The sequence below is a fragment of the Tunturibacter psychrotolerans genome, from assembly GCF_040359615.1.
Taxonomy (GTDB): Bacteria; Acidobacteriota; Terriglobia; order Terriglobales; family Acidobacteriaceae; genus Edaphobacter; species Edaphobacter psychrotolerans.
In genome coordinates, this window is the sequence record NZ_CP132942.1 from 3,878,503 (window position 1) to 3,893,805 (window position 15,303).

The 15,303-nt window shown below is 56.6% G+C and carries 11 protein-coding genes and 1 tRNA gene; 6 read left to right on the forward strand and 6 right to left on the reverse strand.

Annotated elements, in window-relative coordinates; all coding sequences use genetic code 11:
* Window positions 1–88: 88 nt before the first annotated feature.
* The 3 genes from RBB77_RS16120 to RBB77_RS16130 all read right to left on the reverse strand — a co-directional run bounded on the left by RBB77_RS16120 (window position 89) and on the right by RBB77_RS16130 (window position 5,516).
* On the reverse strand, window positions 89–3,343 hold the full coding sequence (locus RBB77_RS16120; protein ID WP_353062764.1) for an efflux RND transporter permease subunit: 3,255 nt from the start codon (window positions 3,341–3,343) through the stop codon (window positions 89–91).
* A gap of 93 nt (window positions 3,344–3,436) precedes the next feature.
* A complete protein-coding gene (locus tag RBB77_RS16125; protein WP_353062765.1) occupies window positions 3,437–4,528 on the reverse strand; it encodes an efflux RND transporter periplasmic adaptor subunit in 1,092 nt (363 codons plus the stop codon).
* 220 nt (window positions 4,529–4,748) lie between these two features.
* Window positions 4,749–5,516: a queuosine precursor transporter gene (locus RBB77_RS16130; RefSeq protein WP_353062766.1), complete on the reverse strand. Its 768-nt coding sequence runs from the start codon at window positions 5,514–5,516 to the stop codon at window positions 4,749–4,751.
* A 112-nt stretch (window positions 5,517–5,628) separates the two neighbouring features.
* Here RBB77_RS16130 and RBB77_RS16135 point away from each other — a divergent pair.
* The 5 genes from RBB77_RS16135 to RBB77_RS16155 all read left to right on the forward strand — a co-directional run bounded on the left by RBB77_RS16135 (window position 5,629) and on the right by RBB77_RS16155 (window position 11,728).
* Window positions 5,629–5,706, forward strand: a tRNA-Glu gene (locus tag RBB77_RS16135).
* Between the two features lie 211 nt (window positions 5,707–5,917).
* Window positions 5,918–6,754, forward strand: coding sequence for a hypothetical protein (locus tag RBB77_RS16140; protein ID WP_353062767.1), 837 nt, complete (start codon window positions 5,918–5,920; stop codon window positions 6,752–6,754).
* Window positions 6,755–7,144: 390 nt separating this feature from the next.
* Window positions 7,145–8,506, forward strand: a complete 1,362-nt coding sequence (locus tag RBB77_RS16145; protein ID WP_353062768.1) for a GDSL-type esterase/lipase family protein — start codon at window positions 7,145–7,147, stop codon at window positions 8,504–8,506.
* 232 nt (window positions 8,507–8,738) lie between these two features.
* Window positions 8,739–9,899 (forward strand): right-handed parallel beta-helix repeat-containing protein, encoded by a 1,161-nt coding sequence (locus tag RBB77_RS16150; RefSeq protein WP_353062769.1) that lies wholly within the window; start codon window positions 8,739–8,741, stop codon window positions 9,897–9,899.
* 530 nt (window positions 9,900–10,429) lie between these two features.
* Window positions 10,430–11,728 carry a hypothetical protein gene (locus RBB77_RS16155; RefSeq protein ID WP_353062770.1) on the forward strand — a complete coding sequence of 433 codons (1,299 nt, stop codon included), beginning with the start codon at window positions 10,430–10,432 and terminating at the stop codon, window positions 11,726–11,728.
* Between the two features lie 68 nt (window positions 11,729–11,796).
* On the opposite strand, the gene RBB77_RS16160 is transcribed toward RBB77_RS16155, so the two are convergent.
* Entirely contained in the window at window positions 11,797–12,144 is a 348-nt protein-coding gene (locus RBB77_RS16160) for an STAS domain-containing protein (RefSeq protein WP_353062771.1), read from the reverse strand.
* Between the two features lie 135 nt (window positions 12,145–12,279).
* Here RBB77_RS16160 and RBB77_RS16165 point away from each other — a divergent pair, with 135 nt between their 5' ends.
* Window positions 12,280–13,029: an SOS response-associated peptidase gene (locus tag RBB77_RS16165; protein ID WP_353062772.1), complete on the forward strand. Its 750-nt coding sequence runs from the start codon at window positions 12,280–12,282 to the stop codon at window positions 13,027–13,029.
* 32 nt (window positions 13,030–13,061) lie between these two features.
* On the opposite strand, the gene RBB77_RS16170 is transcribed toward RBB77_RS16165, so the two are convergent.
* Both RBB77_RS16170 and galK read right to left on the reverse strand, forming a co-directional pair.
* A complete protein-coding gene (locus RBB77_RS16170) occupies window positions 13,062–14,108 on the reverse strand; it encodes a UDP-glucose--hexose-1-phosphate uridylyltransferase (RefSeq protein ID WP_353062773.1) in 1,047 nt (348 codons plus the stop codon).
* Window positions 14,105–15,280, reverse strand: coding sequence for a galactokinase (gene galK, locus RBB77_RS16175; RefSeq protein ID WP_353062774.1), 1,176 nt, complete (start codon window positions 15,278–15,280; stop codon window positions 14,105–14,107). Before galK ends, RBB77_RS16170 begins: the two co-directional genes overlap by 4 nt.
* Window positions 15,281–15,303: the final 23 nt, after the last annotated feature.

The following is a 15,303-nucleotide window of genomic DNA, read 5'->3' on the forward strand; positions in this document are numbered from 1 at the left end:
ACTTCGTGACTTGTGTACCCCTTCGGTTGGTGCTCCCGTTGGTCGCGAGGAATGGCTCGTGCGATCAACGGGAGGAGCTACGGGGTTGTTAGTGGCTGGGTAGTTCTCTGCTTGGGGCCGCTTTTTTGCCAGAGAATTTGCCTAGGATGGTTTTCAGGATCACGTAGAGGACCGGGATGAAGAAGAGGTTGAGGATGGTGGAGAGCACCATGCCTCCGACGATGGCGGTACCGACCGAGTGACGGCCGTAGGCTCCGGCGCCGGTGGCGAAGTAGAGAGGACCCACGCCGAGGATGAAAGCGATGGAGGTCATCAGGATGGGGCGGAGACGGAGTTCGGCTGCCTCGATCGCGGCTTCGGTAATGGAGCGGCCTTGAGCGAGAAGCTGCTCGGCAAACTCCACGATGAGGATGGAGTTTTTGGCAGACAGACCGATGAGCATGACGAGGCCGATCTGGACGTAGACGTCGTCGACCAGACCGCGGAGCGAGACGAGCGAGAGTGCGCCGAGAATGGCCATCGGGACAGCGAGAAGGATGATGAATGGTAGAGCGAAGGACTCGTACTGGGCCGAAAGGGTGAGGTAGACGACCAGTAGGCCGAGGCCGAAGATGATGATGGCCTTGCCTTCAGACTCTACTTCTTCGAGTGCAAGACCGGTCCACGAGTAGGTCATGCCCTGGAGCTTGGCCTTCTCGAAGAGTTTGACCATGGTCTGGTTGCCTTGACCCGAGCTAAGACCAGGAGCGGGCGAACCATCGATCTCGGCAGAGCGGAAGAGGTTGTAGTGGTTGATGACCTGAGGTCCGGAGATCTGCTGGACGGAGACTAGGTTGTCGAGAGGAATCATCTGGCCGGTGTTGGAGCGGACGTAGTACTGACGCAGGTCCTGCGCGTTGCGACGATACTGCTCGTCAGCCTGAACGTAGACGCGGTAAGAGCGATTGTTGAAGTTGAAGTCGTTGACGTAGCTGGAGCCCATGAAGGTTCCGAGGGCAGCGGTGATCTGGGTGAAGGGAACGCCTACAGTTTCGGCCTTTTGTCTGTCAGCGGTGACCTGAAGCTGCGGATCGTTGGAAGTGAACTGGGTGTTCATGGCGATGAGCCCGGAGCCGGGAGCATTGCCTTGCGCGACGAGGGTGTGGGCCACGCGGGCGATGTCGTCGAAGCTGTTGCGACCGCCGTCCTGCAGGATGAATTGGAAGCCGCCGACGGTGCCGAGACCGGCAACGGCGGGGGGCTCTGCAGCGAAGGCGATACCGCCGGGGACGCCAAAGAGCTTTGGTCCTACATCGAGGACGATGTTTCTTGCGGTGAACTTCTCGCCCATCTTTGTACGGTCATTAATGGGCTTTAGCGGCGCGAAGATGAGGCCGGAGTTGGGCGAGCTGCCGCCGGCGAGTGAGAAGCCCATGACCGAGAAGGTTCCGAAGACGCCGTCGTTCTTCCGAACAACGTCAGAGACACGGTCGGCGAACTCGGTGGTGTAGCTGAGAGAGGCTCCGGGGGGCGTCTGCACGATGATGAGGAAGTAGGACTGGTCTTCCTGAGGGATGAAGGCGGTGGGTACGTGGTTGTACATGAACGCCGTGGCTGCGAGGGCTCCGACGAAGAAGATCAACATGACGTAGCGTATGCGGACAACGAAGGTGACGACGCGCGCGTAGGTTCGGATGACCCATTGGATGACGGCTTCGATGGGGTTGAGAAGCAGGCCCATGATGCCTGTCTTCTTCTCTTCGGGGCGCAGGAGAATAGCAGCTAGCGCGGGCGAGAGCGTGAGTGCGTTGAAGGCTGAGATCGCGATGGAGAATGCGATGGTGAGCGAGAACTGCTTGTAGAGAATGCCGGTGGTTCCGGGGAAGAAGCTGACCGGGATGAAGACCGAGATGAGCACGAGTGAGGTCGCGATGACGGCGCTGGTGACCTCGGCCATGGCGATGCTGGTGGCTTTGTGAGGATCGGAGGAGGTCTGCTCCATGCCGGAGCCGGTCTTCTCTGTGGCGAGAGTGTCGGGGGCGTAGGGGTCGGGCTCACTGAGTTCGTGACGCTCGGGGATGACGGAGTGACCGGAGAGGTGGCGCTGCACGTTCTCGATGACAACGATGGCGTCGTCCACGACTAGACCTGTGGCGAGGGTGATGCCGAAGAGGGTGAGCGAGTTGATGCTGAAGCCGAAGATCTTGATGAAAGCGAAGGTGCCGACGAGCGAGACAGGGATCGTGACAGCCGGGATGATGGTGGCGCGCCAGTCCTGCAGGAAGAGGAAGATGACGATGACGACGATGATGATGGCTTCGCCGATGGTGGTGACGACTTCATGGACGGATTCGCCGATGACGAGGGTGGTGTCGACGGCGATGATGCCTTGCATGCCGGGCGGGAAGTTTTTCTGAAGCTCTGCGAGGACGGCGCGGCACTTCTTGTCGACGTCAAGGGCGTTGGCATTGGAGAGCTGTTGGACGCCAACGCCGATGGCGTTTCCGCCAGAGTATTTGAGGTCGGTACTGTAAGTTTCGGCGCCTAGCTCCGCTCGGCCAACGTCTTTGAAGAGGACGACTCCGCCTGCGGTGGGATTATTTTTGATGACGATGTTGTCGAACTGTTTGGGGTCATCGAATCGGCCGATGGCGCGGATTGCCATTTGGAACTGCTGCTTGGGGTCGGAGGGCGGCTGACCAAGCTGGCCGGCGGGCACCTCGACGTTCTGTTCGGCGAGTGCGTTGGTGACGTCGAGTGCGGTGAGGCCGCGGGCAGCGAGGCGGTTCGGATCAAGCCACAGGCGCATGGCGTATTTACGCTCGCCGAAGATGACGACCGCGCCGACGCCGGGTACGCGCTTGAGCGCGTCGCTGACGTAGACGTCGAGGTAGTTCGAGATGAAGGATGGCGAGAGGGAGTGATCGGGCGAGATGAAGCCGGCGGCGAAGACGAAGTTGGAGTTCGCCTTGGTGATGCTGATACCTGTGTTGTTGACTGTGGCAGGGAGACGGCCTTGAACGGTGGCGACGCGATTTTGTACGTCGACGGCAGCGATGTCGAGATCGTACCCGGTCTGGAAGGTGATGGTGATGGCCGAGGTGCCGTCGTTTGAGCTGGTGGAGCTCATGTAACGCATGCCCTCGACGCCGTTGATGGCCTGCTCGAGGATGATGGTGACAGCGGACTCGACGTCCTTGGAGTTTGCGCCGATGTAGTTGCTGCTGACGATGACCTGCGGCGGCGCGAGATCAGGATAGAGCGAGATCGGGAGGGACGGGATGCAGACCGCACCTGCGAGCACGATGAGAAGCGCACAGACCGTGGCGAAGATCGGACGACGAATAAAGAAATCTACGAACAAGGCTGACCTCTAACCGGAGCGGCTGGCCCGGGGTAGTGCTTGAGACGGTGCGGAGCCTAAGCAGACTCCGCAGGAATGAATGAATCCAGTTGCTTAACCCAGGGGCTTGACCGGCGCGCCTTCCTGCAAAAACTGCAGGCCCGAGGTGATCACTTTTTCTCCGGTCTTGAGACCGGCGCGAACGGGATAGGTATTGCCGACGGTTTCGCCAACTGTCACCGGCACTTGGTGAGCGACGTACCCGTCACCTTTGGGCGTGGCGACGTAGACGAAGGTCTGGCCGCCTACGAGGCTGACAGCAAGGACAGGGATCGTGGGAGCAGGGGCTGTGCTCCAGGTGACGCGGGCCTTGACCAGCTGCTGGTTGCGAAGGAGCTGGGCGGTGCGAGGGATATCTGCCTTGGCGAGGATGCTCTGCAAACCGTTATCAACTTGAGGCGAGAGGAAGTTGATGGTCGATTTCGCGAGAACATTGCCTGCTGTGTCGATGATCGCGACGGGGAGTCCCTTGCGAATTTCCGAGGCTCGCTCGGTGGGGATGTAGATGTAGGCTTCGAGGTCGGCGTTCTCATCTACCGTCGTGAGGAGGGTGGTAGGAGAGACGTAGTCGCCAAGGTGGACGGGGATGTCGCCAACGACGCCGTTGAAGGGGGCGCGGATGTCGTAGTAGGCGAGTTGCTGCTTCTGAGTGTCGGTGAGGGCGGCGTTGGAGTCGTAGTCGGCCTTGGAGTTCTCGAAGGCCTGGTTGGCCTGATCATACGTATCGCGCGAGACGACTCCGGCTTCGAAGAGTTTACGCTGCCGTTCGACTTCGATCTTGTTGTAGTCGTAGAGGGCCTTCTTCTGCGCCTGAGTTCCCTGCTGCGACTGGACCGAGGCCATCTGCTTCAAGGGATCGATGCGCATGAGCACCTGGCCGGGCTTCACCACGTCGCCTGACTTCACGAAGATCTTGACGATGTTTCCGTCGACCTGCGGCTGCATGGTGGAGGAGCGGCGGCTCTTGATGGTGGCGACGTAGGTGTCGGAGTTGGGTACAGGCGAAAGCGATACGGGCGCTACCTGGACCGGCATCGCCTGCATTGGGGGAGGCGGAGCAGCGGCGGGCTTGCAACCTGCGACCAGGCATGCAGCGGCGCAGACAAGGATAGGAAGGACGCGGGGTGTGTTCAGAATCAGAGGCACAGAACTTCTCCTTCACAAGCGACAACTTCGACGACAAGCCACCGAGAGAGTTGCAATAAGCGGTGGGCAGGAAGATTTTGCAGGCGCAAGATTCTGCGGATCAACGTTTTACCGGCAACATCTCAGGATTTCAGTTTAGATGACCATCTCCTCACGAAAGGTTCGGAATATGTATCTAAAGACTTTTTGAACCGAGCCAGGGGGATTCCGGGGCCGTATGTCAGACGTCCAGAGTGCTTTTTTCAGCAAATGAAAACGGATTGAAGCTTTCGTGACGATCAAACGCGTCGGAGTGCTCAACGCGTTTCAGCCAGTTTATGACAAGATACGTGATCGGAGTGGCAATTACCTCGTAGCCGACCTTCAGGGTGTAGCCGGTGAGGATGATGTTGACCAGGGTGCGGGCAGGATAAATTCCGCCGAAGGTCAGTGTGATAACGAGAATCGTGTCGACCGCCTGGCCGACGACGGTGGAACCGATGGTGCGGGTCCAGAGCCTGCGTCCGTTGGTGAACAGCTTAAGCCGCGCCATGGTGTAGGAGTTGGCGAATTCGCCGGCCCAGAAGGCGATGAGGCTAGCGGCCAGAATGCGCGGGATGAAGCCGAAGACGGTAGAGAAGGCCTGCTGGTTACGCCAGCCCGGTGCGGAGGGCAGCGCGATGACTATGGCTCCGATGAGATAGAGGAGTGCGGTGCCGAAGAAGCCCAGCCAGATGGCGCGGCGTGAGGCTGCGAAGCCGTAGACCTCGGTGAAGACATCTCCGAAGATGTAGGTGATGGGGAACAGAATGACCGCTCCGCTGATAGCGAATGGGCCGATGGACCATGGGCCGATGGAGAATGGACCGAAAAGGCAGACCTTTTGTGCGATGAGGTTGGATACGAGCAGGATGACGACGAAAGCGGTCGTAAGAGCGTCGAGATACCTGAAACTGCGACGAGTCGATGGTGTGGCACTCGATTGAATGGTGTGGAGTTGCGCGGGCATCCCTACCAGTATGCCGTGCGTGGTTGCGGCGCGCCAGTTTTTGACAGAGACTGAGTGCCTTGTTAGCGTTGGGAGTGGCGCGGGTGGCCTGCCGACGCCATCAACCTGGAGTGTCCCCGTCGTCTAGCCCGGCCCAGGACACCGCCCTTTCACGGCGATAACATGAGTTCGAATCTCATCGGGGACACCATACTTGCATCGCCTCTGAGCGACCTTCTAAGAGGCCGAGGTAGCCTCCGTTAGAGGAACAGCCATTGACTTACGGTGTTATCTCCCATACTTTTATTGCTTCGGCGGGTTGTTCATATCTTCCGACCGAGCAACGATCTATTCAAAACTCCGTAAACTCTGTCCTCTGTCCCAGGTCTGGTAGTTCAATACACTTACCCTGAGATACAGCTATGCCTGTCAAATTTTTAGGCCATAAGAGTGGCGGAGAAGGATCGCATGAGTCTGGAAGACCTCACTGGCTGATTGCAGTATTCACGCTGGCGCTGGTAGTGTGCGCGGTATTCCAAGTCTTGATTATGTATGCCCAGACTCAGATCATGACAGACGGTGGAAAGCAGACTGACAAACTCATTCAAGCATCCGAGCGAAACGCGATAGCTGCCCAACGCTTTGCAGAGAGTGCTGAGTCTATAAGTGACGGGATGCAGAAGGCGGCGCAAACGTTGAACACTCAAGCGTTATTGCTTGAGAAGGCGCGGCTATCGTCTGAGAAGTCGTTTAAGAAGACGCTGGACGAAACAAAGGAAAACTATAGGTTGGAAAGGCGGGCCTGGATTGCAATCGAGGATTTCGAGTTAATCAGTTTCGAGCCAGGCCGCAACCCAGAGGCGACAGTGATCTTCTCGAATAGCGGTAAAACACCGGCTCTCAACGTGAAGGCGGCCTTTTTAGGCGGAACGGTACTGCCCCGTGACGCGAATCAGAGCCAGATCAACAATATTGTCTCGAAGGCTTCTAACGCGGTTCCTGGCATACCGTTGCCCATAATCGGACCCCTTGGACATGTTGCGATGCATCCACGTGAGGATCGGCCATTGCCACAATTAGCCTACGACAAGGTTAAGAGTGGGGCCTATGATATGTACTTTACGGGCCGCGTAGAGTATGACGACGTTTCGACGCATCATCAATGGTTGACTATTTGCATGAAAGTTCAATACATCGGTCCGAAACCTGACTTGCGGTATTGCAGCGCAGGGAATGAGACGAGTTTCCAGATCGAATGAGGTCGGTTCGTGACCAGTCATTGCACCTGAGGACGAGAAGTCGGCGGAAGCACACTGTGCGCGATGACAGTTCTTATCCAACATTAAGGCGGCGACCTTCATGTGTTCCATACTGATTAGGATCCGAAAGTATCGTTGCAAGAAGCGCTTCATAACCCTCTGTTCTGTGTGGTCAACGAGACTCTAAGTACTCGAATCAACGAACTCCGAATACCGAAAGCATCTATCTTGCCTAAAACCAGAGGTGTTGACGAAAGCGCATCGAGTTTTAGGAGGTTGCTAGAAAAACGGTTCCAACTCGCGCTGTCTTGGGGCACCAAATTTTCTTCGGCTCTGAGCGACCTTCTAACGTTACGCGTAAACTTTTTTTCGCTATGACACGTCTTCCAAATGGTGAAGTCTTTTCGCTGGTTGTCGGTCGTCGCGCTAGCCGTACTAACATCGTTGGTGGGCTGTTCCGGCTCACAGCCCCCCACCACCGTGGCATCAGCATCCGCGGCTTCGCAGTGGGTAGTAGCGTGGGGTGCGTCTCCACAGAATGCTTTGTCAAGTCCGGAAGACCCGGGTGGGAATGAGCAGAGCTTCCGCTTCATGATCCTTCCGACCATTGGGGCTACGGAAGAGCGAGTGCACTTTTCAAACTACTTCGGCACGACACCTATCACGATTGGATCTGCGCGACTTGCCGTCGCCCTTACAGCAGCAGCCACGCGAGCAATCGATCCTACGCACGATGCAGCTCTCACGTTCAACGGCAGCACTTCCGTTACGCTGCAGCCCAACCAGGAAATCGACTCCGATCCTGTGAAGGTTACGTACACTTTTGGCCAGTGGCTCGCCGTGTCCATGTATGTGACAGGGACTTACCCACCGCTTACAGAGCATGATTCTCAAGTGTCAAACAACTTCGCAACACCTAACGGGGCTGGCGATACGACGACCGACGCGGGCGGGGCTTCTTTCAACCAAGCCGTCACAGAGTGGTTCCTGATGACCAGTGTCGAGGCATACGGTCCTTTCGCCGGCACTATAGCCTTCTTTGGCAGCTCTTCGGTGGACGGGCATAATTCGGACATCGGGAGCGGCAACTCCTATCCGATTCCGAACGTATTCGTGCCGACGCAGAATAACGACCGACCGACCGACTGGTTGGCGCGTTCGCTCAATACTGCCGGTTACAGTCTGGGCGTGCTCAATGCGGGCCTGTTGGGCAATCCTGCAGGAGAAGATGCACTGACCGCCGGCGGTTCATCCGTTGCAGGGATAGATCGCTTCAAACATGACGTGCTAGAGCAGCCCGGTATCAAATCCGTCGTCATCTACACCGGTGGCGTTGATCTTCGAATTGACTGCGTTTCGGCCTCCGCCGTAGAGGCATCGCTGACGAACATCGTGGCACAAGCATCGGCAGCAGGCGTACGAGTAGTCCTCGCTACAATCCCGCCTGCGGAATATTGCACCACCGATGCGCTGGTGCCGACTGCGGCCGATCCATATAACGGAGATATCAACCCCGGCCCAGAGAACCCAGGATCTACCGAACGCCGTGCAGTGAATGCATGGATCCGAACGACAGGTTCACAACTCCCCGGCGTCGTCGCCGTAGCTGATTTTGATCAGGCGATGGCCTACCCGGCACACCCGGACTTCTTGCTGCCAACGTTCTACTCCACCGACAACTTTCATCCGAATGGCATGGGGTATGGCGTTCAAAACAGTGCAATTCCTCTTTCGAGTTTGCTCCCACAATAGACATCAAATTTTACGAGTCCACTCAATGCGGTTCCAACTCGCACTGTTATGGGACACAAGAAATTTGGCCAGTTTGAGCGATTGAGGCGTGGTCGGCGGATGTCCTGACGCGATGGCCGACGCGCGGCTTGACCGCGGAAGATAAGGCAAAGGGATGACATTTTGATGACATCCCTGTAGTCCTTCCCCTCTTAGAATTGCTTTGTCCATGGGCCGTCATCAGAGGCATACGATGAAGCGCGTTTCGAGTTGTCTGTCGGTATTTGTGTTGAGTACTTTGCTGTTCCCCTGCTCCATTCGTGCTCAGACAGCGGAGCCGACAACAGGCAACGTAGGGATTGGTGTCGCCGCGACCGTCGCGCCGATCGGGGTATCTGCGATCAGCGTTGCTAAGTACGGGGCCAGAGGTGATGGGAGTGCCGACGACACGGCAGCCATCAATTCCGCGATGTCGGCGTGTGTGGCGCGCGCTCTTCCGCACAACGGGTGTGTCCTCTACTTCCCGGCGGGTGTCTATATCACCACAGGACTCACACTCCGGTCCTATGTGCATATGAAGGGCGATGGATGGGGCACTTCTGTCCTGTTGCTGAAGCCACATACCGCGGCAAATGTTCTGACCGTGCCTGTAGACGCGTTCAACTTCAGCATCACTGGCCTGACGCTTGATGGTAACTCTGAAAAGGGAGGGAGCGGCAATTGCTTTTTCGTTGCTCCTACGTCCACCGGGCCGGCGGAGTGGAACACCGCCAGTAAGGAAACGGCTCCGGTCAATGCTCAAAAATGGGGCCATGTAGAGGAGGTCATGTTTTCGCATTGCTCGGGGGATGGCATTCACATTAATGCTTTTAATTACATGCTGTTTTTCGACAACTTCTATGTGTTCGATAACGGCGTCTATGGCATTTACACAGAAGGCACGAATAGTGGATTCACTAATTTTCAGATCGAGCGGAACGGCACAGCCGGGATTCACCTCGCAGGTTCGAATGACCGGTTCACCTCCGGTGAAGTGATCTGGAATGGGGGAACCGTGGGAACTGAGGCCGCGGTGTACGTATCGGGCGCACGGAACATCATAACGGCTGTCGAAACGGAAGATAGCTATACCAATGGTTTCTTCGACAAGGGCAACGACAATGTGTTTATGGGGTGCGTCTCCGATTCCAATGGTTATGTTGAAAAGAACGTAAACGCATCTTCAAGGGCCGCGAGCGGCTTTGTCATCGCTGGGTCAGGCGGCGTCTACATCGGCGACAAGGTGACAAGCTATCGTCGCCGGCTGCCGGATGGGAACTACACTACGGAGTGGCCCTATAGCCTTGAAAGCCGCGACAATGGGAAGATCGACATCACCTATGACAGCACGAATAAACCGCCTCGCACACGCTAGGCCAAGCTAGCGCAAGAAGGCTCCCTCGTAATCTCAACTCACGATGGTATTGCGATGATTCTGTTGCTTCTATTGCTGATTTATCTCGGCATCGCGTGCTGATACGACGGCTTCTGAAAGCGGAAGAAGCGACGGTCGCAACGATCACATCGGAACGGATAGAGAAAGATCATGCTCAAGATCTTATCGAGTGGATGACGATGGGACCGTCGGACTTCACCTTGGCTTATACATTCTGGGCATTTCGGCATCATGATTTTGCTCCGGGGAGGCGCAAAGAATAATCCCATACCAGTTTGGGGAGGGGAGTACCACCTTTGTGGTATTTACTTGCGGCAGAGAGGCTCACTCCAGTTTGACCGGCTAACGACTGCGATGAGGCCACGCCGCTGCGGCAAGCTAAATCGGAAGGAATGGCGACTTCTGCGAAAGCGGCGGCGGCTGGGGAGCATCGATTCGCGAAGAGCGTCGCTGCAACGGCTGGGATAGACTCGGGAGAAACCGACCGCTCGTGACAGGCAGGAGCCATCATGTCGATTCAAAAAATCATTCAACCTATCGGATTTCTCGTCCTATTAGGGAGCGTGGCGTCTGCGCAGACCACAAGCGATAATCCACGTGCAGCGGCTGCGACGAATTGCCTCGTGCAGAACCCAACCGCTTCACCTCAAGTGTTGTCGGGCAAGGTAAATCTTACTGGCGATTCGAGCGCCCGCACCTTCCAGAACCCGGAGTTGTCTATCCCACTGACGGACACGTCTCCCGCGACGACCAATCCCGGAGCGCAGGCTGATTTGCGGCTCACCCCCGCGCTCCACATTGAAATCAACGATAAGGGGCCGAACGATGCCTCCCCTTTTTACGGAGCCCATAATTGCAATTACACGACGGGCACGGCGTCTTCGAATGGCGCGTGTGTTGGGATGGTTCCTATTGTCGTTAGTTCGGAGAAGGATGAGCATTACGGGCTGGAGGCGATCAACGCTATTGTCCAGGTAGGTAATCACGATCCTCTCGTGCAGGCTCAAGGAATTGAGTTGAATATGTTCAACAACTCTGGCTCGGACAGTACCGTTTTGCCAAACTCAAACTTCAGCCGCGGACCATATCTTGGCTATACGGCGACTGCCGGCGGGGGCAACGCGATGGTCTCCGCCTTTACCGTGCAGGATCAACGATCAGTAGGGGCTCCTCACTCCGGTTGGCATCATGGATTTTGGGTTCCGTTTGCTTACGATGACGGGGTTCTGGTCGGGTTTCCCGGAGGGGGCGGACCTCCTATTGGTTTGCATCAGGCTGCAACGTGCAGAGCAACAGCGACAGCGAACTGCAGCTCGATTCCGTTGCAGTTTGATTCCAGCTATTCCGACGGATCGGCCTCGCACCCGTTTGCGACACAGCTTTATGCCTTTTCTCCGCCGGGATTCAACCAGGCACAGTGTTTAGCGGTTTCGTTCACTTCTGGAACGAACGTCTTCAGTACCTGCTCTAACGGCAACACGACGCAGGGTCGTACGACTGTCAATGGACCTCTCGTGATCAACAACCAGGAGTTGTTCATTGGGGGCGCCGCTGCAGGTGTAGAAGTGGGCAACAGTGCTACCACTGCGCCCTACATTGATCTTCACTCTTCGGGCAATGCAATCGACTACGACGCACGTATTCAGGTCACCGGCGGGACCTCGGCGGTAGGACAGGGCACGATCGATTTGATTGGGTCGCATATCGCAACCAATGGCGAAAAAGGCTTGACTCACACAGTGAAACTGCCATGCGGAACTATCACATTCACAAATGGCCTGCTCACCGGTGTTAGCGGAACCTGCTAGCGGGAGCGTCCAGGCGCTATTAGTCGCGAGCAATCCACAAAACGACAATAACGCCAAACAAGGACAAATCAGGCGATGTTGATGCCGTGGTCCTCCGCCTGGCCGAAGACGGAAAGAAGATTTGTCATCTTCAGCACGTTTCGAAGCTGCTTCCCAAGGTGAAGCAGTTTGAACTCGCATCCCGTTTGCTTGGCAGTTGAGTACAGTCGCACCAACGCGCCAAGTCCCATGCTGTCCACATAGGTCAAGTCTTGTAAGTCAATCACTACCAGTTTCAACTGAGGCAGAAGATGCTTCACCTCTTGGTAGAGCTCTTCGGTGGTGCCTGCTACGAATCGGCCGTGACATTTCACAACGGCTGAGTCCCCGTCACGTTCGATTTCAAAGGTTAAAACTTTTACGATCTCTTCGGGCATATCGATTGCTCCTGGCAAGATACGAGCATTGGGGTGGAGTGTTGACCTGAGAATTCTCGCATACAGAACTGAATGCTGGAACAGACTCGTGAAGATTTGCGGAGATTTATGAGGGATAGGATGGAACGCTGAATTGTGCTGCGCTTTTCGTATCGGACTTACAATCCCTCTATGTGCGGACGATATGGGCTCAAATCAGACAAACAAAAGATAGCGGACGAGTTTCATGCAAAGAAGGTGAGTCCGAAGGTCGTGTTAGCACCCAACTACAACGTCGCTCCCAGCATTCACCTACCGGTCGTGAGACTGGATGAAGAAGGCGACCGCGAACTGACGCTTATGCGATGGGGTTTGATTCCCTTCTACTCGAAGGACGACAAAGCAGCAAACAAGATGACCAATGCACGCGCCGAAACCGTGGCGACATTACCAGCCTATCGCGAGGCGTTCAGACGACGGCGCTGCATCGTCCCTGCGGATTGGTTCTATGAGTGGCAGGGCCTGGATACCAAGAGGAAGAAGACGCAGTCATGGGCGATCGCGAGGAAGGATAGGCGGCTTTTCGGGATGGCAGGTCTTTGGGAGAGTTGGAACGACCCTGTGACTCGCCAACCGTTGGAGACGTACACCATCCTGACTACAGATCCTAACGAAGTGATGCAGCCCATCCACACAAGAATGCCTGTCATTCTGCGTCCAGAGGAGTATCAGAGGTGGCTTGAGCCGCTCGATTCTGCCAGACCTCCAACGGACCTCCTGAGACCTTCTCTCGTAGCCCTGGAGGCATGGAAGGTTGATCCCAAGGTTGGGAACGTCAGGAACATTGGCCCAGAGCTTTGTGAGCCCTGGAATGACGACCTCCCGACGCCTTCCCTTTTTGGATGAATCATTCGTTTGGTGGGAGTAGACACATCCTGTTAGATCCTGGGGATTCGCAGGCTCGCTTGACGAAGTGTTTCCGCGGCGGATTCGGGAGTGATGTCCCGTTGCGGCGAACCTAGCAATTCGTATCCAACCATGAACTTTCGAATGGTGGCGGACCGCAGCAGGGGAGGGAAAAAGTGGGCGTGAAACTGCCACTCGGGGTGTTCGTGCTCGTCGCACGGCGCAGGATGCAGCCCCATGGAGTATGGGAACGGAGTGTCGAAGACCTGATCGTAAGTGGCCGTGACCGAATGCAGAATGGAAGCGAAGTCTGAGCGCTCAGCCTCAGTGAAGGCTTGCAGATCGGTGACGTGGCGTCGGGGCAGAATCATCACTTCGAACGGCCACACTGCCCAGAAAGGAACGACGGCGACGAAGCTTGCGTTCTGCGCGACGACGCGTTCGCCGAGTGATTCTTCTAGCTTTTGGTATTCGCACAGCAGGTTTGATTGGTGTTCAGCGAAGTAGTCTCGTTGTCCGGCCAGCTCTGAGACGACCTCATCGGGGATCGAACGGCTGGCCCATAGCTGGCCGTGAGGATGGGGATTACTCGCGCCCATCATCGCTCCGCGATTCTCAAAGATTTGTACGTAATGGATGTCTTCGCGGGCGCCAAGTTCTGCGTATTGTTCGCTCCACACATCGACGACTGCGCGAATTTCGGGAACCGACATCTTCGCCAACGTAAGGTCGTGACGTGGGGAGAAGCAGATGACGCGGCATATTCCACTTTCGCCCTCTGCCAGCAGGAGGCCCCTGTCGCCTTCATCACTCGAAAATTGCGGAGCATCTGGCTTCAATGCGGCGAAGTCGTTTTCGAAGACGTAGGTGCTGGTGTATTGGTCTGTTCGTACGCCGCCGGCGCGAAGATTTCCGGGGCAGAGATAGCAGGTGGGGTCGTAGGAGAGAGCGACCTCGGTTGACTTCGACTCAGTCTGACCTTGCCAGGGGCGCTGCGTTCGATGGGGGGAGACGAGCACCCATTCGCGCTTGAGAGGATTGAAGCGGCGGTGAGGATTTTGCTGGGCCTGAGGAATCAATGGGTGCCCCCGTGTGCCGTCAAGGCGAGCGCACCGTCGGAGGGGGCAGTGACGAAGCATTGCGCCGCGATTCCGGTTTTTGCCGCGTACTGTTCCTGCAGCGTTGCGACGAATTGTTCGGCGGCGTCAGCGCGTACGATGTTCACCGTGCATCCGCCGAACCCGCCGCCGGTGATGCGGGAACCGTAACACTCTGGCTGCTGCATGGCGATCTCGACCAGCGTGTCGATCTCAGCGCAGCTTGCTTGGAAGTCATCTCGCATGCTCGTGTGAGCCTCAACCATCAAGGTTCCAAATCGCTTCATGTCTTCGTTCAGCAGCGCCTCCCGTGCATCCAACACACGTTGATTTTCTGTGATGATGTGACGGCATCGCATGTAGCTGGGCGAAGACATCTTACTTTTGCAGGCTTCGAGATCTTCGAGAGTAGCGTCGCGGAGAAGATTGATACCCGGTAGTTCGCGCTGAAGAACGGCCTGACCGGCCTCGACTTCATCGCGGCGATCGCCATATTCGCCCGTAGCGACGGCGTGTTTCACCATCGAGTTGCAGATGACGACGCGTATGTGTTCGGGCAACGGCAGAAGGTCGAAGGTGAGGGAGCGGCAGTCAAGGAGCATCGCGCGATGTGCTACGGCGCCAGCGACGACAAACTGATCCATGATGCCGCACTTTGCGCCGACGTAGTCGTTTTCGGCTCGCCGGCAGAGAGTTGCGAGTTTTTCGAGTGGGAGCTTCGCTCCGGCGTGGTGTTGAAGAGCCATTGCTGTGGCCACCTCGACCGAGGCTGAGGAGCTTAGACCAGCGCCAAGCGGGACGTCTCCTGCGATAGTCATGCTGAAGCCATCGATAGGGATATTTTCCTGTTGGAGGGCCCACAGGACGCCGGCGGGATAGTCGGACCAGTGACCGCGCGGGGTGGGCTTTAGAGAGGCTATTTCGAAGGTGGCTTCCTCTTTGTAGTTTGCTGAGTAAAAGATGGCGAGTCCGTCGTGCCTGGGGCCGATGACCGCGATGGTATGGAAGCCTATCGCCATGGGCATGACCAGGCCGCCGGTGTAGTCGGTGTGTTCACCGATGAGATTGACTCGGGCTGGCGCGGCGGATGCGTGCCCCTGCTGACCAAACTGCTGCTGATGAATCTGGAGCGTCTGCTCCTCTTCCACTTTCATTCACGGATCCCGTATTCCTGAAC

Excerpts from the sequence above, each read along its gene's own strand:
- RBB77_RS16155 (WP_353062770.1), top strand. The coding sequence starts at position 10,430 with ATGTCGATTCAAAAAATCATTCAACCTATCGGATTTCTCGTCCTATTA.
- RBB77_RS16160 (WP_353062771.1), bottom strand. The coding sequence starts at position 12,144 with ATGCCCGAAGAGATCGTAAAAGTTTTAACCTTTGAAATCGAACGTGAC.
- galK (WP_353062774.1), bottom strand. The coding sequence starts at position 15,280 with ATGAAAGTGGAAGAGGAGCAGACGCTCCAGATTCATCAGCAGCAGTTT.
- RBB77_RS16150 (WP_353062769.1), top strand. The coding sequence starts at position 8,739 with ATGAAGCGCGTTTCGAGTTGTCTGTCGGTATTTGTGTTGAGTACTTTG.
- RBB77_RS16140 (WP_353062767.1), top strand. The coding sequence starts at position 5,918 with ATGCCTGTCAAATTTTTAGGCCATAAGAGTGGCGGAGAAGGATCGCAT.
- RBB77_RS16130 (WP_353062766.1), bottom strand. The coding sequence starts at position 5,516 with ATGCCCGCGCAACTCCACACCATTCAATCGAGTGCCACACCATCGACT.
- RBB77_RS16145 (WP_353062768.1), top strand. The coding sequence starts at position 7,145 with ATGGTGAAGTCTTTTCGCTGGTTGTCGGTCGTCGCGCTAGCCGTACTA.